This is a genomic window from Exiguobacterium sp. NPDC077395, assembly GCF_050269125.1.
GTDB classification, from domain to species: domain Bacteria; phylum Bacillota; class Bacilli; order Exiguobacteriales; family Exiguobacteriaceae; genus Exiguobacterium; species Exiguobacterium aestuarii_A.
Genome location: NZ_JBNNHU010000001.1, coordinates 1,668,478 through 1,694,218, shown reverse-complemented (window position 1 = coordinate 1,694,218; position 25,741 = coordinate 1,668,478). Strand labels below are relative to the sequence as shown.

25 protein-coding genes are annotated in these 25,741 nt (G+C 47.2%); 19 read left to right on the top strand and 6 right to left on the bottom strand.

The window, feature by feature from the left end; genetic code table 11:
• Positions 1 to 53 precede the first annotated feature (53 nt).
• The 5 genes from ACQKD4_RS08715 (at position 54) to nadE (ending at position 3,732) form a co-directional block, all read left to right on the top strand.
• The gene (locus ACQKD4_RS08715; RefSeq protein WP_074035023.1) at positions 54 to 293 is read left to right on the top strand and encodes a hypothetical protein; all 240 of its coding nucleotides are present in this window, start codon (positions 54 to 56) and stop codon (positions 291 to 293) included.
• Between the two features lie 85 nt (positions 294 to 378).
• A complete protein-coding gene (locus ACQKD4_RS08710; RefSeq protein WP_427373050.1) occupies positions 379 to 1,470 on the top strand; it encodes a virulence factor in 1,092 nt (363 codons plus the stop codon).
• Between the two features lie 245 nt (positions 1,471 to 1,715).
• Positions 1,716 to 1,910 carry a hypothetical protein gene (locus tag ACQKD4_RS08705; RefSeq protein ID WP_214695545.1) on the top strand — a complete coding sequence of 65 codons (195 nt, stop codon included), beginning with the start codon at positions 1,716 to 1,718 and terminating at the stop codon, positions 1,908 to 1,910.
• 100 nt (positions 1,911 to 2,010) lie between these two features.
• The gene (locus ACQKD4_RS08700) at positions 2,011 to 2,805 is read left to right on the top strand and encodes a BsuPI-related putative proteinase inhibitor (RefSeq protein ID WP_427373049.1); all 795 of its coding nucleotides are present in this window, start codon (positions 2,011 to 2,013) and stop codon (positions 2,803 to 2,805) included.
• Between the two features lie 111 nt (positions 2,806 to 2,916).
• Positions 2,917 to 3,732, top strand: a complete 816-nt coding sequence (gene nadE, locus ACQKD4_RS08695; RefSeq protein ID WP_427373048.1) for an ammonia-dependent NAD(+) synthetase — start codon at positions 2,917 to 2,919, stop codon at positions 3,730 to 3,732.
• 44 nt (positions 3,733 to 3,776) lie between these two features.
• Here the strand turns inward: nadE and ACQKD4_RS08690 are convergent, their stop codons facing one another.
• Positions 3,777 to 4,163 (bottom strand): disulfide bond formation protein B, encoded by a 387-nt coding sequence (locus ACQKD4_RS08690; RefSeq protein WP_427373047.1) that lies wholly within the window; start codon positions 4,161 to 4,163, stop codon positions 3,777 to 3,779.
• A 108-nt stretch (positions 4,164 to 4,271) separates the two neighbouring features.
• Here ACQKD4_RS08690 and ACQKD4_RS08685 point away from each other — a divergent pair, with 108 nt between their 5' ends.
• The 6 genes from ACQKD4_RS08685 (at position 4,272) to tnpB (ending at position 11,135) form a co-directional block, all read left to right on the top strand.
• Entirely contained in the window at positions 4,272 to 5,150 is an 879-nt protein-coding gene (locus ACQKD4_RS08685; RefSeq protein ID WP_074035014.1) for a LysR family transcriptional regulator, read from the top strand.
• Positions 5,147 to 6,268, top strand: a complete 1,122-nt coding sequence (locus ACQKD4_RS08680) for an N-acetyldiaminopimelate deacetylase (RefSeq protein WP_074035009.1) — start codon at positions 5,147 to 5,149, stop codon at positions 6,266 to 6,268. The genes ACQKD4_RS08685 and ACQKD4_RS08680 overlap by 4 nt, the downstream gene beginning before the upstream one ends.
• A gap of 259 nt (positions 6,269 to 6,527) precedes the next feature.
• On the top strand, positions 6,528 to 7,916 hold the full coding sequence (locus ACQKD4_RS08675) for a cytochrome ubiquinol oxidase subunit I (RefSeq protein WP_214695568.1): 1,389 nt from the start codon (positions 6,528 to 6,530) through the stop codon (positions 7,914 to 7,916).
• Between the two features lie 14 nt (positions 7,917 to 7,930).
• The gene (locus ACQKD4_RS08670; protein WP_015881251.1) at positions 7,931 to 8,962 is read left to right on the top strand and encodes a cytochrome d ubiquinol oxidase subunit II; all 1,032 of its coding nucleotides are present in this window, start codon (positions 7,931 to 7,933) and stop codon (positions 8,960 to 8,962) included.
• Between the two features lie 131 nt (positions 8,963 to 9,093).
• The gene (locus ACQKD4_RS08665; protein ID WP_214695570.1) at positions 9,094 to 9,756 is read left to right on the top strand and encodes a potassium channel family protein; all 663 of its coding nucleotides are present in this window, start codon (positions 9,094 to 9,096) and stop codon (positions 9,754 to 9,756) included.
• Positions 9,757 to 10,046: 290 nt separating this feature from the next.
• Complete coding sequence (gene tnpB / locus ACQKD4_RS08660; protein WP_427373046.1) at positions 10,047 to 11,135, top strand: IS200/IS605 family element RNA-guided endonuclease TnpB; 1,089 nt, start codon at positions 10,047 to 10,049, stop codon at positions 11,133 to 11,135.
• A 117-nt stretch (positions 11,136 to 11,252) separates the two neighbouring features.
• Here the strand turns inward: tnpB and ACQKD4_RS08655 are convergent, their stop codons facing one another.
• Entirely contained in the window at positions 11,253 to 12,041 is a 789-nt protein-coding gene (locus ACQKD4_RS08655; protein WP_214783989.1) for a Cof-type HAD-IIB family hydrolase, read from the bottom strand.
• 200 nt (positions 12,042 to 12,241) lie between these two features.
• Between ACQKD4_RS08655 and rnjA the strand changes: the two genes are divergently transcribed.
• Positions 12,242 to 13,909: a ribonuclease J1 gene (gene rnjA, locus ACQKD4_RS08650; protein ID WP_015881254.1), complete on the top strand. Its 1,668-nt coding sequence runs from the start codon at positions 12,242 to 12,244 to the stop codon at positions 13,907 to 13,909.
• Between the two features lie 60 nt (positions 13,910 to 13,969).
• Positions 13,970 to 15,427, top strand: a complete 1,458-nt coding sequence (locus ACQKD4_RS08645) for a phospholipase D family protein (protein ID WP_427373045.1) — start codon at positions 13,970 to 13,972, stop codon at positions 15,425 to 15,427.
• Positions 15,428 to 15,466: 39 nt separating this feature from the next.
• On the opposite strand, the gene ACQKD4_RS08640 is transcribed toward ACQKD4_RS08645, so the two are convergent.
• Positions 15,467 to 17,092 (bottom strand): alpha/beta hydrolase, encoded by a 1,626-nt coding sequence (locus ACQKD4_RS08640; RefSeq protein ID WP_427373044.1) that lies wholly within the window; start codon positions 17,090 to 17,092, stop codon positions 15,467 to 15,469.
• Position 17,093: 1 nt separating this feature from the next.
• The gene (gene def, locus ACQKD4_RS08635; RefSeq protein ID WP_427373043.1) at positions 17,094 to 17,633 is read right to left on the bottom strand and encodes a peptide deformylase; all 540 of its coding nucleotides are present in this window, start codon (positions 17,631 to 17,633) and stop codon (positions 17,094 to 17,096) included.
• A gap of 331 nt (positions 17,634 to 17,964) precedes the next feature.
• Between def and pdhA the strand changes: the two genes are divergently transcribed.
• The 4 genes from pdhA (at position 17,965) to lpdA (ending at position 22,819) form a co-directional block, all read left to right on the top strand.
• Positions 17,965 to 19,050, top strand: coding sequence for a pyruvate dehydrogenase (acetyl-transferring) E1 component subunit alpha (pdhA, locus tag ACQKD4_RS08630; RefSeq protein WP_015881258.1), 1,086 nt, complete (start codon positions 17,965 to 17,967; stop codon positions 19,048 to 19,050).
• A gap of 3 nt (positions 19,051 to 19,053) precedes the next feature.
• Positions 19,054 to 20,031, top strand: coding sequence for an alpha-ketoacid dehydrogenase subunit beta (locus tag ACQKD4_RS08625; RefSeq protein WP_074034993.1), 978 nt, complete (start codon positions 19,054 to 19,056; stop codon positions 20,029 to 20,031).
• A 78-nt stretch (positions 20,032 to 20,109) separates the two neighbouring features.
• Entirely contained in the window at positions 20,110 to 21,402 is a 1,293-nt protein-coding gene (locus ACQKD4_RS08620; protein WP_427373042.1) for a dihydrolipoamide acetyltransferase family protein, read from the top strand.
• 4 nt (positions 21,403 to 21,406) lie between these two features.
• Positions 21,407 to 22,819: a dihydrolipoyl dehydrogenase gene (lpdA, locus tag ACQKD4_RS08615; RefSeq protein WP_074034989.1), complete on the top strand. Its 1,413-nt coding sequence runs from the start codon at positions 21,407 to 21,409 to the stop codon at positions 22,817 to 22,819.
• Between the two features lie 20 nt (positions 22,820 to 22,839).
• On the opposite strand, the gene aac(6') is transcribed toward lpdA, so the two are convergent.
• Positions 22,840 to 23,289 (bottom strand): aminoglycoside 6'-N-acetyltransferase, encoded by a 450-nt coding sequence (aac(6'), locus tag ACQKD4_RS08610; protein ID WP_427373041.1) that lies wholly within the window; start codon positions 23,287 to 23,289, stop codon positions 22,840 to 22,842.
• Positions 23,290 to 23,364: 75 nt separating this feature from the next.
• Here aac(6') and ACQKD4_RS08605 point away from each other — a divergent pair, with 75 nt between their 5' ends.
• Complete coding sequence (locus ACQKD4_RS08605) at positions 23,365 to 23,670, top strand: DUF3055 domain-containing protein (protein WP_427373040.1); 306 nt, start codon at positions 23,365 to 23,367, stop codon at positions 23,668 to 23,670.
• 118 nt (positions 23,671 to 23,788) lie between these two features.
• On the opposite strand, the gene ACQKD4_RS08600 is transcribed toward ACQKD4_RS08605, so the two are convergent.
• Positions 23,789 to 25,270, bottom strand: a complete 1,482-nt coding sequence (locus ACQKD4_RS08600; RefSeq protein ID WP_274665370.1) for an aminotransferase class I/II-fold pyridoxal phosphate-dependent enzyme — start codon at positions 25,268 to 25,270, stop codon at positions 23,789 to 23,791.
• Between the two features lie 158 nt (positions 25,271 to 25,428).
• On the opposite strand from ACQKD4_RS08600, the gene ACQKD4_RS08595 reads away from it, so the two are divergent.
• Positions 25,429 to 25,695, top strand: coding sequence for a UPF0223 family protein (locus ACQKD4_RS08595; protein WP_214748331.1), 267 nt, complete (start codon positions 25,429 to 25,431; stop codon positions 25,693 to 25,695).
• Positions 25,696 to 25,741 lie beyond the last annotated feature (46 nt).

The following is a 25,741-nucleotide window of genomic DNA, read 5'->3' as shown; positions in this document are numbered from 1 at the left end:
TTAGTTTGATAGAAAGGAATTGTGAAAACAAACACAAGAGGAGCGACACCAAAATGGAAACTTACATCGAACTGTACAATGGCGGCGAATTAGGTGATCGGGCGGTAATGAACGATGGAATGACGTTTGGACGGATGACGATTGTTGAATTGTTCTATCAATCCAATCATATTTTTGGTTACGTAAAAGAGAATGGTGAAAAACGTTTCTTCCTTGAACCGATTTCAGAGGACGACACGTTTACTGTGGATGGTACGACGTATTCACTCCAACAGTTTATCGCGTTGTTCTAAATAGAATAGATGGGTGACTCGAACGCAAGCGACTCGCTTGCGTTTTTTTGTCATTTTCGTCACGATTGAGAGTGAGGTGATGAGGATGAAACTAGTAGCAATTGAACCGACACCAAGTCCGAATAACTTGAAGATCATTGTGGACCCTCCGTTTGAAGGGAGAGGCACCACGTATGACAAAACGAGTACGGATGCCCCAGCCATTATTCAAGAAATCGTTGGGCTTCGAGGCGTCAAATCCGTATATGCGGTATCTGATTTTCTCGCTGTCGAGCGTCATCCGAAACATGACTGGCATGACGTGATGAATGAAATCCGACGGGCGTTCGGAGAACAAGTCGAGGAAGTCGAATCTGCACAGATGGATACAGACTATGAACCGGTCCATGTATCCGTCCAGTTCGTGCTCGATGTCCCGATGCAGTTGAAACTCGTCAAAGGGGACGAGGAAAAACGGATCGGGTTATCGAAACGTTTCGTCGACGCGGCCATGGAAGTTCAAGCACAAGTGAAGAATGTCATTCAAGACCGTCGTTGGGTGGAGCAAGCCCCACGCTATGGTGAACTGGATGAGGTTAGTGTCGTCGCTCAAGAAGAGTTAGAAGCTGCGTATCCACAAGAACGAGTGGAGCGTATCGTGGCTCGAGCGTTTGGGCGCGAGGCTGACTTTGAAGCAAATGCGAACCACTTGCAATCTGACAATTGGAAAGACCGGATGGCTTTCTTAGACGAATTGGACATTCAAGACGAGAATATGGTGTATTTCCGCCGTGCACTCGAAGATTCCGTGATGGCGATTCGTCGACAAGCTGTCGTTATGATCGGGATGTTTGAAGAACGTCGTGAGGAATATGTCACATATATCGAACAAGCTCTTGTGGACGCTTCTCCGATCGTGCGACGTACGGCTGGGGATACGGTCTCAGATTGGGCGTTACCTCAATCTCAACCTTCGATGATTGAGGCGCTGAAAGATAAGAATAAACTCGTTCGTTGGCGTGCGGCTCGTTTCTTGTTCGATTGTGGAGACGAACGCGCTGTTCCGGCTTTGACAGTTGCCGAACAAGACCGCGAATTTGAAGTTTCATTGCAGGCACGACTCGCAAAAGAACGGATCACAAGCGGAGAAACGGCTCTCGGAACTGTATGGCAACAAATTTCAAACCGCACGAAGTGATGTTTCGTTCGACATGTGATGAATCAATTTCATTTACATTTTCAGGAAAGGAGAGGGGTCTTCAAGGCGGATTCCCTCTCTTTTTCGATATCTTATATGCACATTTCACCATTTGACTAACATTTGATGTAAGCGTTTCGACAATAGGTAAAATGTCACTGTTCCCCTGTCGAACGATAGGACCTACATCTTGGTTTCAGATTGGTACACTAGGTTTATCACAGATGAACAAAGGAGCCATACTTATGATGTTGTTTGCAGAAACCCCTGAACTTGTAGCTTATAAAGAAGTGGTAGGAGAGACAATGGTCGTCACGTTTGAATCGATGCATAGTGAGACGTTCTCCATTTCGGCTCAAGTCCGGTCTGATCTCGATATCGCTGATTCGTTGTTCATGACCGGTTGGCAACAATACATGGAACAAGCTAAAGTTTCGTAAAAAAGGTAAATAATATAAGGAAAATCATTACAAACGTCTGCACATTGTATACACTAGTGCTATAGACGTTTTTTTTATTTTGTTGAGGAGAGTGGGATCCATGAAAAAAACTTGGTTACTCGCCGTCGTGACGGCAATCATACTAGTCGTAGCAGCATGTGGAAAAGAAGAGGCGAAACCGAGTCAAGTGAATAGCGATTCGTCTGAACCACCAGCTCCATTAACACTTGATACGGAAATGGCATATGATGCTTCAGCCAATACATTATCGGCAACTGTCAAGATGACAAACCCGAATAAAGAGGCGGCGAAGGTGACATTTAATTCATCACAACGCTTCCAATTGATTATCAAACAAGGGGACGAAACCGTGTTTGACTATGGTAGCGAATATATGTTCACGGAATCGATTATCGAAGAGACGTGGGAAGCGGATGAACAAAAGATCTTCGATGAGGTATTCCCATTAGAATTGGCAGCTGGTGAATACTCGGTCGAAGTGATCGGACTCGGTCAAGTCGATGGGGCACCAGAGATCGCCGTGACGGATGAGACGTCTTTCACTGTTGAACGAGTAGCAGAAGAGCCAGAAGAGGACACAACAGAAACGCCAGAAGAAACACCTGCATCTGAACCGCAAACAGACGGTGCGTTCCGCGATGTAACAATCGATGTGAATGATACGATGATTCAAGTCAGTGGCTTCACGGAAGAAGTAGAGTTTGAATGGTCTGTGTCAGACGGGCATAACCTATATGCTCAAGGTGCGGCAGAAGTGACGGGTGGAAGCTTCACATTTGGTGTGTTGCTCGATGAAGCGCCAGCGGAAGGTCAAAAATTATTCCTTGAATTGACACCGATTGGTGGAGAAGTTACGTCATTCCAAATTCAATAATCATGAGACGGAAACGAACGTTTCCGTCTTTCTTTTGTATATCGCTAGTTGACGGGGTTTGTGAATTATCAGACAATAAAACGAAATGAGAGAATTATGGGAGGGTCATTCATGCAACAACATATTATCGAATCAACACATGTCAAACCGACCATCGATCCGCAGGCAGAGATTCGTCAACGAATCGATTTCTTGAAAGCGTATGTGAAACGTGCCGGTGCAAAAGGACTTGTCCTCGGAATTTCAGGGGGACAAGACTCGAGTTTGGCAGGGAAACTGTGTCAGATCGCCATGGAAGAACTACGAGCGGAAGATGCGGGGGACTACACGTTTTACGCGGTAAGATTACCTTATGGCGAACAACATGATGAAGATGATGCACAACTCGCTCTCGAGTTCATCCGTCCGGATAAGTCGCTCACCGTCAATATCAAACCTGCCGTCGACGCATCGGTAGAAGCGTTCCGACAAGCGACAGGTCTTGAGTTGAGTGACTTCCATAAAGGGAACACGAAAGCGCGTGAACGGATGAAGGCGCAATATGATATCGCGGCAACGTTTGGTGCCCTTGTCGTCGGCACGGACCATGCAGCGGAATATGTGACGGGATTCTACACGAAACACGGAGACGGGGCGTGTGACCTCACACCGTTGACTGGTCTGAACAAACGTCAAGGGAAAGCTCTCCTTCATGAACTAGAGGCACATGAACGTGTTATTTATAAAGTGCCAACAGCCGATCTAGAAGACGGTCGTCCAGGACTTCCTGACGAAGTGGCGCTCGGCATGACATATGACCAATTAGATGATTATTTAGAAGGAAAATCCGTCGACCCGGTGATTGCAGAGCGGATTGAGACGATTTTCAAACGTTCACGTCATAAGCATCACATGCCTGCTTCTCTGTACGACGAGTGGTGGCAATAAGAAAAGGAGAAGCTGTCATGATGACGGCTTCTCCTTTGTACGTCTTACGCTTTTTTGAACGGGACGAATTGGATGATGAGAATACATGTAAAGCCGATAAAACTGAGAAGTGGGATGGTAACAAAACCAAAGTAATTCACCCAGCGAATGAGACAGTCGTTCGTGCAGAAGGCTTCTCCGTTCGGAATACGTTCTAGGATGACGTGATAAAGACTGATACACCAGCCGGCGCCGGCCATAATTCCGACAAACAATCGATTCACATCGCGGGCGGTCAACATGATCGTCAAGTAGTAAATGGCGAGTGGATACATAAAGATGCGTTGGAACCAACACAATTTGCACGGTAAAAAGAGCATGACTTCAGAGAAGTAAAGGCTGCCAAGCGTCGCGACGGTCGCAACGATAAAGGCGAAATGATGGCGTTGCATCAGATTTCCTCCTAACAATCAAATTGATGAATAAACATGATATGATACATTGAAACAAATACTTATTCAGTATACAATCTTTCAAATGATAGAGAAACAGGTGACGTCATGCAAGTATCGGAAGTAGAAGTGTTGATTATCCTTGCAGAAGAATTGAATATGCGCAAAGCGGCGGAACGGTTATTCGTCTCTCAACCAGCGCTCAGTCAACGGCTCGTGACAATCGAACATCAATGGGGAAAAAAGATCTTCGTTCGTTCGACACGTGGTCTTGCCTTGACGCCAGACGGGGAGAAAATCATCGAGTTCGCCAAGAAAATGTACAGTGAAGAACAAGAGCTACGCAGCGAGCTGACGGCAAATCCGGGAGAAGTATATGGGACGTTAAAGATTGCCGTCGCTTCCATCATGGGACAGTATTGGCTCCCGAAGGTCTTAAAGACGTTCGTGGAGCGATATCCGTCTGTCCGTGTCAAGTTAGTCACCGGATGGTCGAGTGAAATGATGCGTTACATGCTTGAAGAGAATTTTCATATCGGCATCATTCGGGGAAATCCGGATTGGCGCGGGGAACGCATGAAGCTGTTCTCTGATTCCTTACACTTGGTCGATTTAAAAATGACAGATCTCGCCCAGCTAAAAAATAACGAACGCTCATTTATTCAATTTAAGAGCGACTCGACATATTACCAGGAAATATTAGAATGGTGGCAGGAACGATTTTCGAGCCCGCCGCTCACCACACTCGTCGTGGATCAGATTGAAACGTGTAAACAGATGGCGTTACATGGAATCGGCTTCGCCATTTTACCGGAGTCGACCATTAAAGATGTCAATGAAATGAACAAGATTCCGTTGACGTCCTCGAGCGGTGTCCCGCTCGTTCGGGACACGTGGATGCTGTCGACAGAATCGATGTTGGAATTGGCACAAGTACAAGCATTTTGGAACATTGTTGAAGAAGTTACGAAGGAGACTGAATCATGAATTGGGCAATCGAAGCAAGAAGACAACTGCATTTAATCCCGGAAGCCGGATATGAAGAATTTAAAACACAGGCAACTCTCGAACAACTGATCCGTTCGCTCGATTCGCCGCGTGTTCATATCACGCACTGGCGGACGGGCCTTTTCGTTCGCGTGGATGGTCTCGTCGGGGAGAAGACGATTGGGTACCGAGCCGACATGGATGGGCTACCGATTACCGAGGAGACCGGATTGGAGTTTGCATCGATTCATGAAGGTATGATGCATGCGTGCGGCCATGATGTCCATATGTCTATCGCACTCGGATTGATCAAACGAGCGGTCGAAGTCCCGTTCAACCACCATCTTGTCGTCTTCTTCCAACCGGCTGAAGAAGGGCCGGGCGGGGCAGAACCGATGGCGAAATCCGAATTGTTCTATCACTTCCGTCCGGACGCGCTATTCGGATTACATGTCGCTCCGGAATATCCGGTCGGGATGGTAGCGTCTAGACCGGGTGTATTATTCGCAAGTGCACGTGAACTCCATATTACGATTCATGGGAAGGGAGGGCACGGTGCATTCCCCCACGCAGGAATTGATGCCGTCATCGTCCAAGCCGCCCTCATCATGCAACTGCAAACCATCGTGTCACGGAACATCGATCCGATGGGGAGTGCGGTCGTCAGCATCGGGAAAGTCGCAGCGGGAACAAAAGAGAACATCATCGCCGATACGGCCAAGTTAGATGGAACGGTACGTGCGTTATCTGACAAGGAGATGGTTGTACTCGAGAGCCGGATTCGTCAGATTATCGCCGGTGTCGAAATGACGTATAACGTTCAAATCGACCTTGAATTCGGCAATCGCTATCACGAGGTCGTCAACGATGAGCGCTATCTTTATCAGTTCGAAGAAGCGGTTGAAGAGGTAGGATATTCGTATAAGACGTGTGTTCCTGCCATGACAGGGGAAGACTTCGGATATATGCTGAAACAAGTTCCTGGATTCATGGTTTGGCTCGGTGTGAACGATATGGGGTCGGGTCTCCATCAATCGACACTCAACCCGGACGAACGAGCGATTGAAGTAGCCATCGAATTATTTGACCACTATTTCCGTACAGTCATGATTCAATAACACGAAGCGGTCTCCGTTGAGACCGCTTTTAGTGTGCCCAAAAAAGAGTGAAGTGTGAGCAAAAAGGGAATCAAATATGAATGTAAAGCGACAATTCTGTGGCGATTGCTCAAATGTGAACATTTTGCAAACTCGAGCATTGAGACATTACAGCACAATATAAAATCATTATGATGGAAGTATCGAAGGGTATTCATCTGTGATTGTCGTTTCATACATGGGTTCGAAGCGATAGAGAGAGATAGGAGGTAATCAATAGATGTTTCAAGATCCTGTCCTGATGAGCCGAGCATTGACGGCACTCACATTAGGTTTTCATGTGATTTTTGCCACACTCGGCGTCGGGGTTCCACTTTTAATCTTATTGGCTGAATTTTTAGGAATTCGTAAAAAAGACCCGAAATATACCCTCATGGCTCGCCGGTGGTCACGTGGTTATGTCGTGACCGTAGCGGTCGGGGTTGTAACGGGTACAGCAATCGGTCTACAGCTTTCGTTATTATGGCCGAACTTGATGCGTGTTGCGGGTCAAACCATTGCACTTCCACTATTCATGGAGACGTTCGCTTTCTTCTTCGAAGCGATTTTCCTCGGAATTTACTTGTATACGTGGGATCGGTTTAAAAACCCGTGGCATCACATGCTTCTCGGGATTCCGGTCGCAGTCGGTGCATTGTTCTCAGGGTTCTTTATTACAACGGTAAACAGCTTTATGAACCAACCGGTAGGATTTGATATCGTTGACGGTCGTTTGGCGAACGTCAGTCCGCTTGAAGCGATGTTCAGTCCAGCTATGCCAACGAAGATGGCACACGTATTGACGTCTGCAATTTTAACGTCTGCGTTCATCTTAGCAGCGATTGCAGCTGTACAGTTGTTACGTCAACGTCGTAATCAACTGGACAAGATGTCAATCGAATATCACAAAAAAGGTCTTCGCTTGACGATGACAGTCGCCTTGATCTTTGCGATTGCGACAGCACTTGTCGGAGACTTCTCAGGTAAGTATTTGGCACAATATCAACCGGATAAATTAGCAGCAGCTGAATGGCACTTTGAAACCTCCTCCGAGGCGGAATTGATTCTCGGTGGATGGTTAGAAGATGACGGTGAGGGCGGATATGAAGTCCGCGGCGCCTTAAAAATTCCTTACGCGCTTTCAATTCTTGCTGGTGGTGTTCCGAACTATGAGGTGACAGGTCTCGATGAATTTGCGAAAGAAGACCAGCCACCGCTCTTTGTTCACTACTTGTTTGATGCGATGGTTGGAATCGGGATGCTTCTAGCGCTGATTTCCTTCCTGTTCGTATTAGGGCGTTATATTAAACGTTTGAATCAGTTCAGTAAACCGATGCTCTTTGCGATTGCAGCCGGTGGACCGCTTGCGATGGCAGCGATTGAATTCGGTTGGTTCTTCGCTGAATTTGGTCGTCAACCGTGGGCGCTTTATGAGTTGATGCGTACGAGTGAAGCAGCTACGACATCAGCGAATGTCGGTTGGATGCTTGTCGCTTTCGCGATCCTCTATGCGGTGCTCGGAACAGTCACAGTGGTCGTTCTATCACGTCTGTTCAAAGAGAACCCAGTAGGGAAAGAACTAAAACAATCCGAACATCGTGGTGAAGCGATGTTTGCGGATGAAGTGTGATCGGAGGGTATGACATGCAAATTCAAGAGTTAGGGATTGCCGTCTTATGGACGTTCCTATACGGCTATCTCATCGTCGCATCGATTGACTTCGGTGCTGGCTTCTTCGCATTCTATAGCCGTTATACAAAACGGGATCACTTGGTGAACCGTCTCGTTAAACGGTATTTGTCACCGACGTGGGAAGTAACGAACGTGTTTTTCGTCTTCTTCTTCGTCGGGATTGTCGGATTCTTTCCGGATACAGCTTATTACTATGGAACGGCGTTACTCGTTCCGGCATCCGTCGTGTTGATTTTACTCGCGATTCGCGGTAGCTTTTACGCATTCGCGAACTATGGGTCGAAAGAAAGCACACTGTATATGTTCCTATACGGAGCCACAGGATTACTCATCCCAGCTTCGATGTCGACCGTATTGACGGTCAGTCAAGGTGGATTCATCACCGAGACGGAAAACGGCGTCTTCTTTGACGGCGCGAAGTTGTTCACCAATTTTTATTCATGGACAGTCGTCATCTTGGCGATTGTTTCAGTCCTCTATATTAGCGCGATGTTCCTCTTGTTCTATGCGGACAAGGCACGCGATCAAAATGCCGTCGAACTCGTCAGAAAATGGGCGCTCTTCTGGAGCGTTCCGACGATTATCGCTTCTGGGCTCGTCTTCTTCGGTTTGAAGTCGCAAGCTGCTTGGCACTACGAGAGCATCTTAGGAGGAAACTGGTGGTGGTTCGCAATGAGCTTCCTCTTCTTCGTGATTGCCGTCTCATTCGTCTATATGAAGCGAAACTACGGGATTGCTTTCTTGATGGTCATGGGACAATTCTTCATGGCATGGTTCGGCTACGGATATTCACACTTACCGTATATCTTGTATCCGTATATCGATATCAATGGAAGTGTCGTCAACGAGTCGATGGCGGTGGCACTCGTCATCGTATTCATCTTAGGGTTGCTCCTTCTCGTTCCGGCGCTCTACTTGTTGCTCCGTTTGTTCCTGTTTGACAACGATTATGTACGTGGGAAACGTTCGAGCGGAAAAGCGTGATTGAAAAGATGGGATTTCCTTCATACGGAGGAGATCCCATCTTGTTTTTTTATATAGAGTTTTCAAGTGGAATCAGTTACACTGAACGAAGAATCAAGAAGAGAACATGTGTAGGAAAGGGATGTAATATCATGACAGGTGAATTTGCAGTCATTGGATTAGGGCGGTTTGGTGGGTCAATCGTCCGTGAGTTGTCTTCAAACGGATATGACGTCCTCGCCATCGATTCAGATGAAGAACGCGTCAATGAGTTCATGGGTTTGGCCACTCATGCCGTGATCGCGGATACGACAGATGAAAACGTGTTGAAGAGTTTGGGGATTCGTAACTTTGAACACGTCATCGTTGCCATCGGTGAAAACATTCAAGCTTCGATTTTAACGACGTTGATCTTAAAAGAACTTGGCGTCCAAATCATCACTGTCAAAGCGACAAACGATTACCATGAAAAAGTTCTCCGTCGCATCGGTGCAGATAATATCGTCCACCCAGAACGAGATATGGGCGTTCGGATTGCAAACGGGTTGATGAGCCAGAGCATTTTAGATTATCTTGAATTATCAAATGAACATTCGATTGTTGAAATTAAAGCGTCAGATAAGTTATCGAACAAATCGCTCATCGATTTGGATTTACGGGCAAAATATGGGGTCAACATTGTCGCCATTCGTCGTGATGACGATGTCCTCATTTCGCCGCAGGCGGATGAGATGATCTTATCAGAAGATATTTTGATTATCATCGGAAAAGATACCGATCTCGATAGACTTGAACGGACGTTACGTTCGAAATAAAAAAAGGCCTCTTGAGCGATACCGTGATCGTTGAATCGATTGATCCAACTCGGCGGTTTGACGCAAGAGGTCTCTTTTTTAACTAAATCAGGCGAGAATTTTCCCTCCTCTAAGCGTCTCGGGGCGTAGCCCAGCGTAGGTGGGGGATGAATCGTCCGGTCCAAAACTCTTTTTCCCTGTGACAGATATGACGAACAGAAGTTCGTGATTCTGTCAGATTCTCCCTCCCCCTCCGCGGGTATCGGATGAGGAAGATGATTCACAATCTTCTGGAGGGAGGAGGGACGGACATGCTGAAAGCCTACAAATATCGGCTCCATCCAACGCCGGCACAGGCCGATTTCCTGGTCCGGACGATCGGCTGCGCCCGGTTCATCTACAACAAGCTGCTCGAGGACCGCATCGCCATCCGCGAGGAGGCGAAGGCGGGGAGCGGAACGAGACGGAAACCGGCGACACCCGCCTCCTACAAGCCCCTGTTCCCGTTCCTCGCCGAGGCGGACAGCCTCGCGCTCGCGAACGCGAAGCTGAACCTGGACACCGCGTTCGCGAAGTTCTTCGCCGGGACGGGCGGCTTCCCGGTGTTCAAATCGAGACGACGATCGCGTGCCTCCTACACGACGAACAACCAGCATGGCACGATCCGCATCGAGGACGACAAGGTGAGACTTCCTAAAATCGGCTTCGTAAAGTTCACCCAACATCGTCCGTTCGAGGGCGTCATCCGGTCGGCGACGGTCTCGATGACCAAGACGGGCAAGTTCTTCATCTCCATCCTCGTCGAACAGGACGATGAACCATGGATCCCAGCCGAGAACAAGGTCGGGATCGATCTCGGCCTGGAACATTTCGCCGTCATGACGAACGACGCGATGGTCTCGGAGAAAATCGAAAACCCACGTTTCCTTCGACAATCCGAAGCGAAGGTCAAGAAGGCGCAACGGGCGCTGTCGCGAAAGAAGATCGGGAGCAAGAACCGTGAGAAGGCCAGGCTGATCCTCGCCAAGAAACACGAAAAGATCGCCAACCAACGCAAGGACTTCCTTCACAAGCTGTCGAGACGGATCGTTGACGAGAACCAAGTCATCGTCGTGGAGACATTGAAATCGAGCAACATAATGAAGAACCGACGCTTAGCCAAATCGGTTGGCGATGTCAGTTGGTACGAGTTCGTCCGTCAACTCGAATACAAATCAAACTTCTACGGACGGACGCTCATCAAGGCAGACCCCTGGTACGCATCCACTCAAATCTGCTCCACTTGCGGAGTAAAGGGCGAGAAAAAGGCGATGGATGTCCGTGAATGGACATGTGTCTGTGGCGCGCATCATGACCGTGACATCAACGCGAGCATCAACCTATTGATGTTGGCCGACTGAACATCCTTCAGGGTGGGAACCACCCGACGAGCTTGGTAAACAACCGTGGCTGGTAAGAGTACGGTCTTCCCAAGAAGCTCCCCATTCAATTTGTGAGGCAAATAAGTGGTGAGTAGTTCACATTAATTTCATCGCTTTCAATCCATATTCGATTCCATCTTCAAGAATCGATTTCGTCACAAAGTCCGCAACGTCTTTCGCTTCAGAACGAGCATTTCCCATGGCAATCCCTGTCCCTACATATTGGAGCATGGCCAAGTCGTTCAAAGCGTCTCCAAACGCGTACGTATTCTCAAGTCGATAACCGTTCGCTTCGATAAAGTGACGAATGCCGTCGGCTTTACTAGCACCTTTATTGATGACGTCCATCGCATGTGGATGCCAGCGGATGAAGTCGAACTCATGATAGGCATCTAGATAGTGATGCTCATCTTCAGGTGTACAGTAAAGGAGCGTCTGATAGACGTCTTCTTCTGCGTGGAAGTTTGGTTCGTAGCGAGGAATCGGCATGTCGAGTTCTCCGAGTGATTGCTTGACGATGGCGTCATCCGGTTTTGAAGCGCCGCCGCGATCTTGTCCCAGGTAGACGAGAGTATGGTCGTTCGAAGCGGCATGAGTCGTCAAACGACCGAGCGCATCTTTAGATAGGGTGTTGCGATACACGATTTCACCTTTATGCACGACGATTTGACCGTTGTAACAAACGAGGCTATCGATTCCGACACGTTCCGGGATATCTGATAACATCGCTGGTCCTCGTCCCGTCGCGATAAATGTCTCGACGCCGTTTTCACGAAGCGCTTGAATCGCTGAAATCGTTGAAGGTGGAATATAGCTACCTTCATGCAAGAGTGTGCCGTCAATGTCGAAAAAAACAACTTTTTGATCTTCCATTTGATTCACCATTCTTTCTCTTTGTCTAAAAAATATGTTTTTCAATCCCACTAAAAGGATAACACGAAATAGGGAAACTACCACGAATATCACATCGTTAGTGAAATATTGCCATGATATGAGCTATAATGAAAAAAGAATCTTACGGACATATTCGAGAATCACTTATGTTTCACATAGATGTATTAATAATTGAAGTAAGGAGAGATTAAATGAAGTTTGTTAAGAACCACCAAACAGCCGTGTTCGCATTAGGCGGACTAGGAGAAATCGGGAAGAACACATACGTTGTTCAATTCCAAGATGAAATCATCGTCATCGATGCGGGAATCATGTTCCCAGAGGATGACTTGCTTGGGATTGACTATGTGATTCCCGATTACTCGTATTTGATTAAAAACAAGGACAAGGTAAAAGGGGTATTCATCACGCACGGTCACGAAGACCATATCGGGGGAATTCCATTCTTACTCAAGCAAGTCCAATTACCGATTTATGCGACGAAACTCGCGCTCGGTTTGATTAAAGTAAAACTCGAGGAGCATGGATTGTTGCGTGAGGCGGAACTTCACGAAATCGATGAGGATTCACTCATCAAGTTCCGTAAAACGAGCATTTCGTTCTTCCGGACGACGCACTCGATTCCGAACTCGCTCGGTGTTGTCGTCAAAACACCACAGGGGAACATCGTCCATACAGGTGACTTCAAGTTCGACTTCACTCCAGTCGGTGAACCTGCTGACCTCGCGAAGATGGCGGAAATCGGAAAAGAAGGCGTGCTCTGCCTCTTGTCTGATTCGACAAATGCGGAAGTCGAAGGCTTCACGATGAGTGAGAGCGTCGTCGGGGGGACGATTAGCGAGACGTTCCGTAAAGCGGACGGTCGAATCATCTTCGCCACATTCGCATCGAACATTTATCGTTTACAACAAGTCGTCGATGCTTGTGCTGAGACTGGGCGTCATCTCATGATTTTCGGTCGTTCCATGGAGAAGGTCATGACGATCGGGCAAGAGCTCGGATTCATCAACGTTCCGAAAGGGATGATCATTGAAGCGAATCAAATGCGTCACTATGACCCGAACGAGATTGCCATTCTTTGTACCGGTTCACAAGGTGAACCGATGGCCGCGCTTAGTCGAATCGCGAACGGAACACACCGTCAAGTATCGATTATCCCAGGAGACACAGTCATCTTCTCATCTTCTCCGATTCCGGGGAACGCCATCTCGGTCGGGAAGACGATTGACCAGTTGTATAAAGCAGGGGCTGACGTCGTGTACGGGAAATTGACGAACATTCATACGTCTGGACACGGTTCACAACAAGAACAGTTGTTAATGATTCGTCTTCTCAATCCAAAATTCTTTATGCCGATTCACGGAGAGTATCGCATGCTGAAGAAACATGCGGAGCTTGCTGAATCAGTCGGGATTCCGAAAGAAAATAGCTTCGTCATGGATAACGGAGAAGTGCTCGCTGTCGATTCTGAGTCGGCTGCGGTCACTGGTAAAATTTCTGCGAACGCCGTTTACATTGATGGGAATGGAATCGGCGATATCGGGAATATTGTATTAAGGGATCGTCGTATCCTTTCTGAAGATGGACTTGTCGTCGTTGTCATCAGTATCGATGGCAAAACACGTAAACTCGTTTCAGGACCAGATATCATCTCGCGTGGATTCGTCTATATGCGTGAATCAGGTAGCTTGATTCGTGACGGCGAACGTCTGTTGAAGAAAACGGTCGAGCAAGGGTTGTCAAATAAACAGATGAAGTGGTCGGAGATGAAGCAACTCGTATCTGATACGCTCACACCGTATTTGGCACAAAAGACGCGGAGACACCCGATGGTCCTGCCGATTATTATGGAAGTATGATCGAACGGGCTGTAGGTGACTACAGCCCGTTTTTTGAACCGCGAAGGAGGAGGGGAACTCATGGCTAAGGAAAAAGGGAAAAAAGGATGGCTCAAGTGGGGATTGGTCATCATCGCGGTCATTTTTCTCATCACACTTGTGTATCATCAAGTGAAACCGTTACCGGATGGGGTGTCACGACAATCTGAACCATATCTCATTTCAGACAATCAAATCGATTTTCTTCATGATTTGACATATCAAGGAGAGGATACGGAGATTGTCGAGCAAGAAATTTTTAAGGAAGTCGAGCGAGCGATTCGAGAAGCTGAGGAATATATCGTCATGGACTTTTTCTTATTCAATCCATATTCCAATGAAGATCGACAATATCCGGATATCACATCGCGATTGTCATCAGCTCTTCTAGAGCAAATAGAGCGATACCCGGATTTGAAAGTCGTCTTTATTACAGACGATATCAATACGACGTATAACGGACACGTTTCCGACCACTTCGATGTGCTTGAAGAGGCGGGAGTCGAAGTCGTATACACGAATCTCGACGCACTTCGTGACCCGAACATTTTGTACTCCACGTTTTATCGGATGGCGATTCAATGGTTTGGGGATAGTCAAGACGGCTGGTTGCCGAATCCGATGGCCTCGTCGGCACCGGATATTACCGTCCGGGCGTATTTACGATTACTGAACATTAAAGCGAACCATCGAAAAGTGATGGTGACAGAAAATGAAGGGTTTGTGCTATCGGCGAACCCGCATGATGCAAGTGGATATCACTCTAACGTCGGTGTCCATTTAAAAGGCCCTATTTTAAAAGAAATTGTGGAAGGGGAGCAAGCGGTCGCGACGTTCTCCAAAGGCGATGCGCGACGTTTCCCGGATGATGAGGCGTTGTCAACGATTGAGAGCGAACCGACCGAGGCGCCGATGGAGATTCGTTACGTCACGGAAGGGAAGATTCAGGAGTCGGTGCTCGATGCGATGAACGGGGCGACGGAAGGGGATACGATATGGATCGGTATGTTCTACTTGGCTGACCGAAATATCATTCAAGCGATTGAAGATGCCGCCGGTCGAGGCGTGACCGTGAACATGATTCTCGACCCGAATACGAACGCATTTGGTCGTTCAAAATCGGGATTGCCGAACTTACCTGTGACGGCAGAACTGAATACCGTCAATCCTGAACAAATCGAAATTCGTTGGTATGATGTCGGTAAAGAACAATATCATCCAAAAATCCTCTATGTGGACGGGGAAGAGAAGACAGTCGTCCTAGGCTCAGGGAATTATACGACACGAAATATGAACGATTACAATCTTGAGGCAGACGTCGAGGTAAAAGGAGAAGACGATACAGCTTTCTTTGATGAAGTAGACGATTATTTCAATCGCTTATGGAATAACGAGAACGGAACGTACACTGTAGCATATGACGAGATTCAAACCGATCTCCCACTCGGAAAGTACGTGATGTATTGGCTTCAAAAAGTGACATGGACGATGACATACTAAAAAACAGCTATCCTCAGATTGGGGATAGCTGTTTTGACGTTAGTTCGTCTCGATTGGATTAAACTCATTTGTATATTCGTATAAGAATTTTCCAGTCTCTTTCAAGACGTCACTTTTACGGTGAAGTGAGAAATGGTCGTACGGTACGGTCTCTGTTTGAATGTTATTCGTGTACTCTTCGAGTAACAGAGAACTTTCCGGCTCGATCAAATTGAACTCGCCGCCTCGTCCAGAGAAGGAGAGGACTTGGACAGATCGTGGCCACGTCTCAAGTTTTGACTGGAAGGCCTGTAACCCATCCGAATTCGGTGATAAGTCACGGATGGCAGGGCTACCTGTGTTGATTCCAAAGTTACTAGCCGATAGGCCGAAGTTTGCAAGTCGGGTGCCCCCGAATGGACTATCGAACGTGACGAACTTATCGATGATGTATGTGTCCTGATTCAAAATGTAGTTGGCAGCCGCAACGCCACCCATACTATGACCGAGGATATACATGCGTTCGAATGAGCGATTTCTCGTTTTCTTATACGTTTCAATAGCAGCATTTAACCATTTCGTTTGATTGTTCAAAGAAGCTTCTGCATCCTCGAACTCGATTCGAACGATTGGACGATTCGAACTATAGTCATAAATTTCGCAGTCGGTTTTTCCTTTGACGGTAACTGTACAAAGGGCGCCGTCGGTCGCCTGACCGCTCTGTTCCATCGCTTGCGAGAAGCGGAGGAACGTTCGGTCGGTCCCAAGTAGACCATGCACCGCGAACGTAGGGATAAATTCGTTCGTCTGCGACGCTTGGCGAATCGCCTCGGATTGTCGCTCATTCGCCAATTCTTGTCGGAATGTCCCGACAATCAATACGAGCGAGAGGGAGACAATCAATAACCCCAACAGACGTGAGCGAATCGACGTTTCTTTAGGGTTGCCGACGTTTCGTCGATACTTGCGCCAAATGAAATAACTTAAGATGAGGGCTCCCACAAATACGATGATGGTGATCACCCATGCTTTAACGTTTGGCACATGGGCGACGAGTTTTAAGTTATTTTGGCGTCCTCCGTACACTTGCCATTCGACATGCTTCATCGATCGAAGGTCAAGTCCGGTCCCGTCCTCCACGAACACACCGGTCGGAACAGTCAAGTTAAAACGAATGTCGGCTTGACGGATATAGCGCTCGGCTAATTTTTTTGGAGAGCCCGATAGTTCGACACCCGGTAAGTCAACCTGGTCAAGTCGGAGGTCGAGGTTCGTCTGCATCGTGTAAGAATCAAACCAAATGCCTTCTCGTTGCTCGATATCGAATTGAATGTCAGGAGGGACGAGAATTCCAGCTGGCCCCGTTTTCCACTCTTCTTTAATCTGTTGCAACTCATCCACGTTGCGGAACGTTTTCTTTAAGACCATTCCTTCATAGTCATCGGCACTTGAATAATCTTCTGTCTCGTACCCGTTTTCCTCCGCCTGCTCCTTCCACGTATCCCAGTCGAGCCTGAGATTGAGCAACTTCATCACCGGGTGGTCGCGGAAAGCATATGTGGTTTCGAGTGAAACGGATTGATCGTAATGCACGGTCGCATCGTAATTAATGCGCACACATCCGCCGATTAAAAGAAATAAAAATGGGAATAGTAACAACAGTGCCCTTTTTCTCGAGCTAAACATGTTAAATCGGTTCGCCGTATGTGTCTAGCGGATTCGACGTATTGATTCGGTCATAGAACAAGATGCCGTCCAAATGGTCGAGTTCGTGCTGACACACGATCGCGCGCATTCCCCGAAGACGAAGCTTGATTGGCTGTCCGTCTCGGTCAAACCCTTCTAATGTGATACGACGAAAACGAGGTACATTTCCTTTGATTACGCGGTCGACCGACAAACAGCCTTCCCCACCGTTTAAAAATGTCTGTTCGACGGAGTGGCTCGTGATTTTAGGATTGAAGATGGAGAGTTTGAACGTCTCTTCCTCTTCTTGTAGCAAGACTGTGAAGAAACGACGGTTTACCCCGAGTTGTGGCGCGGCGATTCCGACACCACCTCGTAACTCGTATTTTTCACTCATCTCTGGGTCTTGACTGTTGACGAGGAACGTCTCCATCTCGTCGAGTAACGCCAAGTCCTCTTCGGTTGGCGGAATCGGTACTTCAATTGAACGTGTGCGGAGTCGTTCGTCTCCTTCGCGAATGACGTCTTTCATCGTTAACATGTGCAACTTCCTTTCTGTAAAACATATATGATTGATTATATCATATTTAAAGAGAGAAGAATGTGGATGGTACAGAAGGTGAAACGAAAATGATACAGAGACAAAATGAATGTCATATCCCTTGAATGTAAGCGTTTTATTTCAGTAAGCATATTTTTTGCGTTATTATAACAACCCGTTTTATACTAACTAGGAAACGGCAGGAGAGCATAACTTTCCTGAATTACGTTAATACAGATTGCTTTTTTGGACAGATACACGTAAGATTTGAGATAGTGTTTGATCACAAAAAAGACAATTGTCTCATAGTTGAAAGGATGAGGTGAAACGAATGAACAACGTTCAGGTACTTCAAAACGTGGAAGAAAACTTCCAAACGTTCCGTATTCTCGACGAGAAGGGTGAGGTCGTCAACCAAGACGCAATGCCTGACCTAACGGACGAGCAACTTCAGGAACTCATGCGCCGCATGGTCTACACTCGAATCTGGGACCAACGCGCCATCTCACTTAACCGTCAAGGACGCCTAGGATTCTACGCGCCAGTGGCAGGTCAAGAAGCGACGATGATCGGGACGCAATACGCGCTCGACAAAGAGGACTGGATCCTTCCGGGATACCGTGACATTCCACAACTCGTATTCCACGGACTTCCGCTTTATCAAGCGTTCTTGTTCTCACGTGGACACGTGGCAGGAAACCGCATCCCTGAAGGTGTCAACGTATTGATGCCGCAAATCATCATCGGTGCACAAATCATTCAAACTGCGGGTGTGGCAATGGGCCTCAAACGCAACGGCAACAAAAATGTCGCTATTACTTACACAGGTGACGGTGGCTCATCACAAGGTGACTTCTACGAAGGATTGAACTTTGCAGGTGCATTCAAATCACCAGCAATCTTCGTCGTTCAAAACAACCGCTTCGCTATTTCGACACCAGTTGAGAAGCAAACAGCAGCTAAAACGATCGCGCAAAAAGCTGTTGCAGCTGGAATCAACGGAATCCAAGTAGACGGAATGGACGTTCTTGCAGTGCTTGCAGCGACACAACAAGCTCGCGTAGACGCACTCGAAGGAACACCGACACTCATCGAGTCACTCACTTACCGTTACGGACCACACACGCTCGCTGGGGATGACCCAACACGTTACCGTACAAAAGAACTCGACACAGAGTATCAAGAAAAAGATCCACTCGTACGTTTCCGTCTCTTCCTCGAGAACAAAAAACTCTGGAACGAAGACATGGAGAACGAAGTGATCGAGCAAGCGAAAGCTGATGTGAAAGAAGCAATCAGCCAAGCTGACAAAGAACCAAAACAAAAAGTTTCGGACTTCATCAACAACATGTTCGAAGAACTTCCTTCAAACTTGAAAGAACAGCTTGAAGAATATACTGCAAAGGAGTCGAAGTAAGTTATGGCTCAAATGACAATGATCCAAGCGATTACTGATGCGATGCGCGTTGAAATGAAACGCGACGAGAAAGTACTTCTCTTCGGAGAAGACGTTGGTAAAAACGGTGGGGTATTCCGTGCGACGGAAGGTCTCCAAGACGAGCTCGGCGAAGACCGTGTCTTCGACACGCCACTCGCTGAATCAGGGATTGGTGGTCTTGCAATCGGTCTAGGTCTTACTGGATTCCGTCCAATCATGGAAGTCCAGTTCTTCGGATTCGTATTCGAAGTATTCGACTCAATCGCAGCTCAAATGGCACGTATGCGTTACCGTTCAGGCGGCGCTTACAGCCAACCAATCACAATCCGTTCACCATTCGGTGGTGGAGTTAAGACACCTGAGCTTCACGCGGATAGCCTTGAAGGTTTGATGGCTCAGACACCTGGTCTTAAAGTCGTTATTCCATCGACTCCTTATGATGCAAAAGGTTTGTTGATCGCGTCAATCCGTGACAACGATCCAGTTGTGTTCCTCGAGCACATGAAATTGTATCGTTCATTCCGTGGCGAAGTACCTGAAGGTGATTACACAATCGAACTCGGTAAAGCAGATGTGAAACGTGAAGGTACAGACGTTTCAATCATCACTTACGGTGCGATGGTGCATACTTCACTTAAAGCAGCGGAAGAACTCGAAAAAGAAAACATCAACGTTGAAGTCATCGACCTCATGACAGTGAGCCCGCTTGATATCGACACAATCGTAGAATCTGTTAAGAAAACAGGTCGTGCGATCGTCGTTCAAGAGGCACAACGTCAAGCAGGTATCGCTGCGAACGTTGTAACTGAAATTCAAGAACGCGCAATTCTTCACCTCGAAGCACCAGTTCTTCGAGTAACTGCACCAGACACAGTCTTCGCATTTGCACAAGGTGAAGACATGTGGTTACCAGACCATAAAGATGTCGTTGCAAAAGTTAAGGAAGTTGTGAACTTCTAAGATCGTGTCGAATAAATGATAAGGGAGAATTATCTCCCTTGTCGTGTTTACATGATGAATTGATGGGAGGAAAAACCAGTGGCAGTATTTGAATTTAAATTACCAGATATCGGTGAAGGTATTCACGAAGGTGAAATCGTCAAGTGGTTCGTAAAAGCAGGGGATACGGTCAAAGAGGACGATGTTCTTTTAGAAGTACAAAACGACAAAGCAGTCGTTGAAATCCCAGCTCCAGTCGACGGTACAGTCAAAGAAGTTAAGGTTTCTGAAGGTACAGTTGCCGTAGTCGGCGACGTCCTCATTTCGTTTGACATCGAAGGCGACGCACCAGCAGGTGAAGAAGAAGAGACACCTGAACAACCGAAAGCAGAAGAGAAGACAGAAGACGTAAAAGAAGATGTGAAAGAAGACGCGCCACGCGACGTTCAACTTCACAAATCTGAGCGTGTCATCGCAATGCCATCTGTCCGTAAATATGCACGTGAAAAAGGTGTCGACATCCGTGAAGTAAACGGTTCTGGCGACAACGGTCGTGTCTTGAAAGAAGACATCGATGCATTCGCGAACGGTGAAGCACCGTCTGCAGAAGCTACAACAGAGAAAACAGAATCTGTAGCACCAGCAGCAGCTGCGAAAACGGAAATCAAGCCTTACGAGTCAGCGACTCCAGAACTTGAAACACGTGAGAAAATCCGTGGAATCCGTAAAGCCATCTCGAAAGCAATGGTTAACTCGAAACACACTGCACCACACGTTACACTCATGGACGAAGTCGACGTTACAAAACTCGTCGCACTCCGCAAAGACTTCAAACAAGTCGCGGCTGACCAAGGCGTGAAACTCACGTACTTGCCATTCGTCGTGAAAGCATTGACTGCTGCAGCGAAAGCATTCCCAACAATCAACGCTTCAATCGATGATGTGAACGAAGAAATCGTTTACAAAAACTATTACAACATCGGTATCGCAGCTGACACGGACAACGGACTCGTTGTACCAGTCGTAAAAGATGCAGACCGTAAATCAATCTATGCACTTGCTACAAACATTAACGAACTTGCAGGTAAAGCTCGTGAAGGTAAGCTCGCTGGGGAAGACATGAAAGGCGGATCGATCACAATCACAAATATCGGTTCTGCTGGTGGACAATGGTTCACACCTGTCATCAACCACCCAGAAGTTGCAATTCTCGGTATCGGCCGTATCGCTGAGAAAGCTGTCGTGAAGAACGGTGAAATCGTTGCTGCGCCAGTACTTGCACTTTCATTCAGCTTTGACCACCGCCTCATCGACGGTGCGACTGCACAGAACGCTCTTAACATGGTGAAACGCTTGCTCGAAGACCCAGCACTTCTAATGATGGAGGGATAAGAACATGGTAGTAGGAGAATTCGCACAAGAAACTGATTTGCTTGTCATCGGTGCCGGTCCTGGTGGATACGTTGCCGCAATCCGTGGCGCACAGCTCGGAATGAAAGTAACAATCGTTGAGAAAGGCAACTTCGGTGGTGTCTGCTTAAACGTCGGATGTATCCCATCGAAAGCGTTGATCACAGCTGGACACAACTTCCAACACGCTAAAGGACATGATTCAATGGGAATCTCGTCTGACAACGTGTCAGTGGACTTCACAAAAGTTCAAGACTGGAAACAGTCAGTTGTTAACAAATTGACTGGCGGTGTCAAAGGTCTCCTTAAAGGAAACAAGATTGAAATCGTTCAAGGTGAAGCTTTCTTCGCTTCTGAAGACACAGTTCGTGTCATCACAGAAGACAGCTCAACTCCTTACAAATTCAAAAAAGCGATTGTTGCGACTGGTTCTACACCAATCGAGATCCCATCGTTCAAATGGTCAAAACGTGTCCTTTCTTCAACTGGCGCATTGGCACTTCCTGAAGTACCGAAGAAACTCGTCGTCATCGGCGGTGGATACATCGGTATGGAGCTCGGTACTGCATACGCTAACTTCGATACAGAAGTAGTTGTTGTAGAAGGCGCTAGCGACATCTTGTCTGGTTTCGAACCACAAATGACGCAAATCGTTAAGAAAAAACTTAAACAAAAAGGGAACGTCACAATCCACACAAACGCACTTGCTAAAGGTGTCGAAGAAACGGAAGACGGCGTAACTGTTAAGTTTGAAGTAAACGGTGAAGAGCAATCTGTTGAAGCGGACTATGTCCTCGTCACAGTTGGTCGTCGTCCAAACACAGGCGACATCGGTCTTGAGAACGCGGACGTTAAAATCAGCGACCGTGGAATCATCGAAATCGATGACCAGTGTAAGACTTCGAACGAAAACATCTATGCAATCGGTGATATCGTTCCTGGACCACCACTTGCACACAAAGCATCTTATGAAGCGAAAATCGCAGCAGAAGCAGCAGCAGGTAAGCCAGCTTACCTTGACTACTCTGCAATCCCTGCAGTCGTCTTCACAGATCCTGAACTCGCAACGGTTGGTTACACTGAACCACTCGCAAAAGAAGAAGGACTCGAAATCACAGTTTCGAAATTCCCATTCGCAGCGAACGGTCGTGCACTTGCACTTGACGAGCCAGACGGCTTCATGAAGCTTATCACTCGCAAAGAGGACGGTCTCTTGATCGGTGCTCAAATCGCGGGTACTGGCGCATCAGATATGATTGCTGAGCTTGGTCTCGCAATCGAAGCTGGTATGACTGCTGAAGATATCGCACTTACAATCCACGCTCACCCATCACTCGGTGAGATGGCAATGGAAGCTGCTGAAATCGCAATGGGTATGCCAATCCACGTCGTTAAATAAGCACGCTAGTAAAAACTCTCTCACGTTTCGTGAGAGAGTTTTTTGATATAGGTGACGACGCGTTCGACTTCTTTGAATCCGATTTTCTCATGGAACTGTTGGCTGCTCTCGTTTTCAAGTTCAGTATCCGATGCCAGTTCGATACAACCATGACGTGCCGCGAACATTGACGCAGCATCAATCAGACGGGCAGCGACACCTCTCTGACGCTCTGATTCAACGACATAGATTCCCTCCACATAGGCTGTCGGAGACGTGCTAGAACCTGGCACGTAGTCATGTCGAAAGCTGAGCTGACAAAATCCGATTGCTTTTGTATCAGAAGATGCGATGAAATAATGCATGTTCTTTGAAGCAAGACCGAGTTTGACTTCCATCCGTAATTCCTCAATCGGTGCGTCGGGCCATAGCTCATGCATCAACTGCGCGAGTGCTTCTTGGTCTGACGGTGTGGCATACGCAATTTTCATGTTGACTCTCTCCTTAGGTTTCATACTTGTAGTATAAAGGAAAATACTTGTGAAGAGAGAAGGGAGGGAATCCTGATGGCATTCGATGAGGAATTATTATATACCGTATCCGAGACGAGTCGTGTACGTTTCACGGGGATTGAGACAGAAGCTGCCCGCTATGACTTTGGTTTTGTCTATACACACCAATTCATGGGCAAGGTATTAGTCGTCTGTATGCAAACGGGTCAATCGGCCCTTCTCGATTTGCATGCTTTAGAAGAGCCCCGTCAATTGTATCCGATGCTCGGTATTAACTTGAATGACACAGAACATGTCGCTGAATTTTTACGACTCTGCCTAGTTGAAAAAATAGAAGCATCTGAAGAAATTGACACTTGAAAAAATGTAAGCGTTTTCTTATAATAGGCAATAGGGGAAGCAATTCGATCATCTACAGCCACCTTTTCTGAGATGACATAAAAAATGAGCCGGTCACGATGACCGGCTCATTTTTTGTTTAGCGAATCGCTTTTGTTTGTTGGATGACTTTGATCATCTGAAGAGACTCATCTTCAAGACCTTGAACCGGGAGACCGGCTTCGATGTTGGCCATGATGTAATCGAGTGTCGACGTTGTGATCAATTCACCTGGAATGATGATAGGAATCCCTGGTGGGTACACCATAATGAATTCCGCTGAAATGCGTCCGACGGCGTTCTCAAGAGGAATTGTCTCCGTCTCTTCATAAAACGCATCACGCGGGCTTAGCGCCAATGGTGGAATCTCTGGAAGCATGATCGATAATGAGTCATTCCCAGACTTCTGATAAACAGACACGACGTCACGCATCGCTTCAATCAATGCTTGAATCGTCGACTCATCGTCTGCTGACGTGACAATGAAGAGCACGTTCAATAGATCTGACATCTCGACTTCGATGCGGTGTTTCTCGCGAAGATATTTCTCGACTTCAAATCCTGTCACACCGAGCTCACGAACCGATACGAGAACTTTTGTCTCATCGAGTGCGTAGGTCGATTCCGAATGAAGCTCCGCATGTCCGTAAACCGACAAGTTCGGCATTTGACCGATTGCTGTTCGTGCTGCTCGAGCAAGGTCAAGCGCACGTTCGTTCATCATATGACCTTTCGTCGCAAGTTGTCGACGCGCCGCATCAAGAGAAGCGAGGAGCAAGTATGATGTTGAAGTTGTCGTGATCATCGAAAGCATCGCGTGAATCCGCTCTGGTGACACGAGACCACGGCGTACGTTCAAAATGGAACTTCCTGTCATCGAGCCACCAAGTTTATGCACGCTCGTTGCCGCCACGTCCGCTCCTGCTTGCATTGCCGAGAGTGGGAGTTCATCGTGAAACGGAAGATGGACACCGTGTGCCTCATCGACAAGTACAGGTACATCTTGTGCATGAGCGACCTCAACGATGCGCTCCAAATCACCCGCGACACCGAAATAAGTCGGGTTGATGACGAGTACGGCTTTTGTATCCGGGTGAAGCTCGAGTGCACGTTCTACGGCACTTGCTGTAATTCCGTGCGCGATGCCGTACGTCTCATCGAATTCTGGGTGGATGAAGACCGGGTGCGCACCCGTTAAGACGAGCGCGGACATTACCGATTTGTGCACGTTACGTGGAACGATGATTTTCTCATTCGGTCCGACGACGCCCATGATCATCGCCATGATGGCACTCGACGTTCCTTGAACGGAGAAAAAGGTCTCATCAGCACGGAACGCCTCTGCCGCCAAGCGTTCCGCTTCAGCGATTGCCGCTTTTGGATGATGAAGGTCATCGAGTGGGGCAATGTTAATCAAATCAATTTTTAGGGCGTTTTCGCCAATAAAGTCACGAAACTCCGGATCCATCCCTTTCCCGCTCTTATGACCAGGAATATGGAACGCAATCGGATTTGAGTCGACATGTTCAAGTAACGTGTCAAATAGTGGCGTTTCGAGCTGAGTAGCACCTTTTAATTTCAATCGTAAATCCCCCTTGGAATCAGTTTATTTATTAGATGAATAATATCGTTACGTTATATGTTGATTTAAAAAAAGAAGCAACAAAAAAACTATAGAGATTTCTGACGTAACTTGCAATAGTTTTTTTTGTTGATACAATGAGTGTCGAGGTGAACATTATGCAAATCAACTATCCGATTAATCCGGATTGGACGACCGATGAATTGATCGAAGTCGTCGAGTTCTACAATGTCGTCGCACAAGCGAATGAAGGTGGAGTCGAGCGTGAGGTTTTTCTAGACGCGTATCGTGCCTTCAAGCAAATCGTAACATCTAAGTCAGAGGAGAAACAACTGAACGCGGTTCACGACGAACAGACTGGATATTCTACGTATCGTACCGTTCAAGCGGCGATGAAGTCGTCGAGCAAAATGATTAAATTGTAAGTCCGAGCATGCCCGAGCAAATTCAGGCATGCTTTTTTGTTATTTC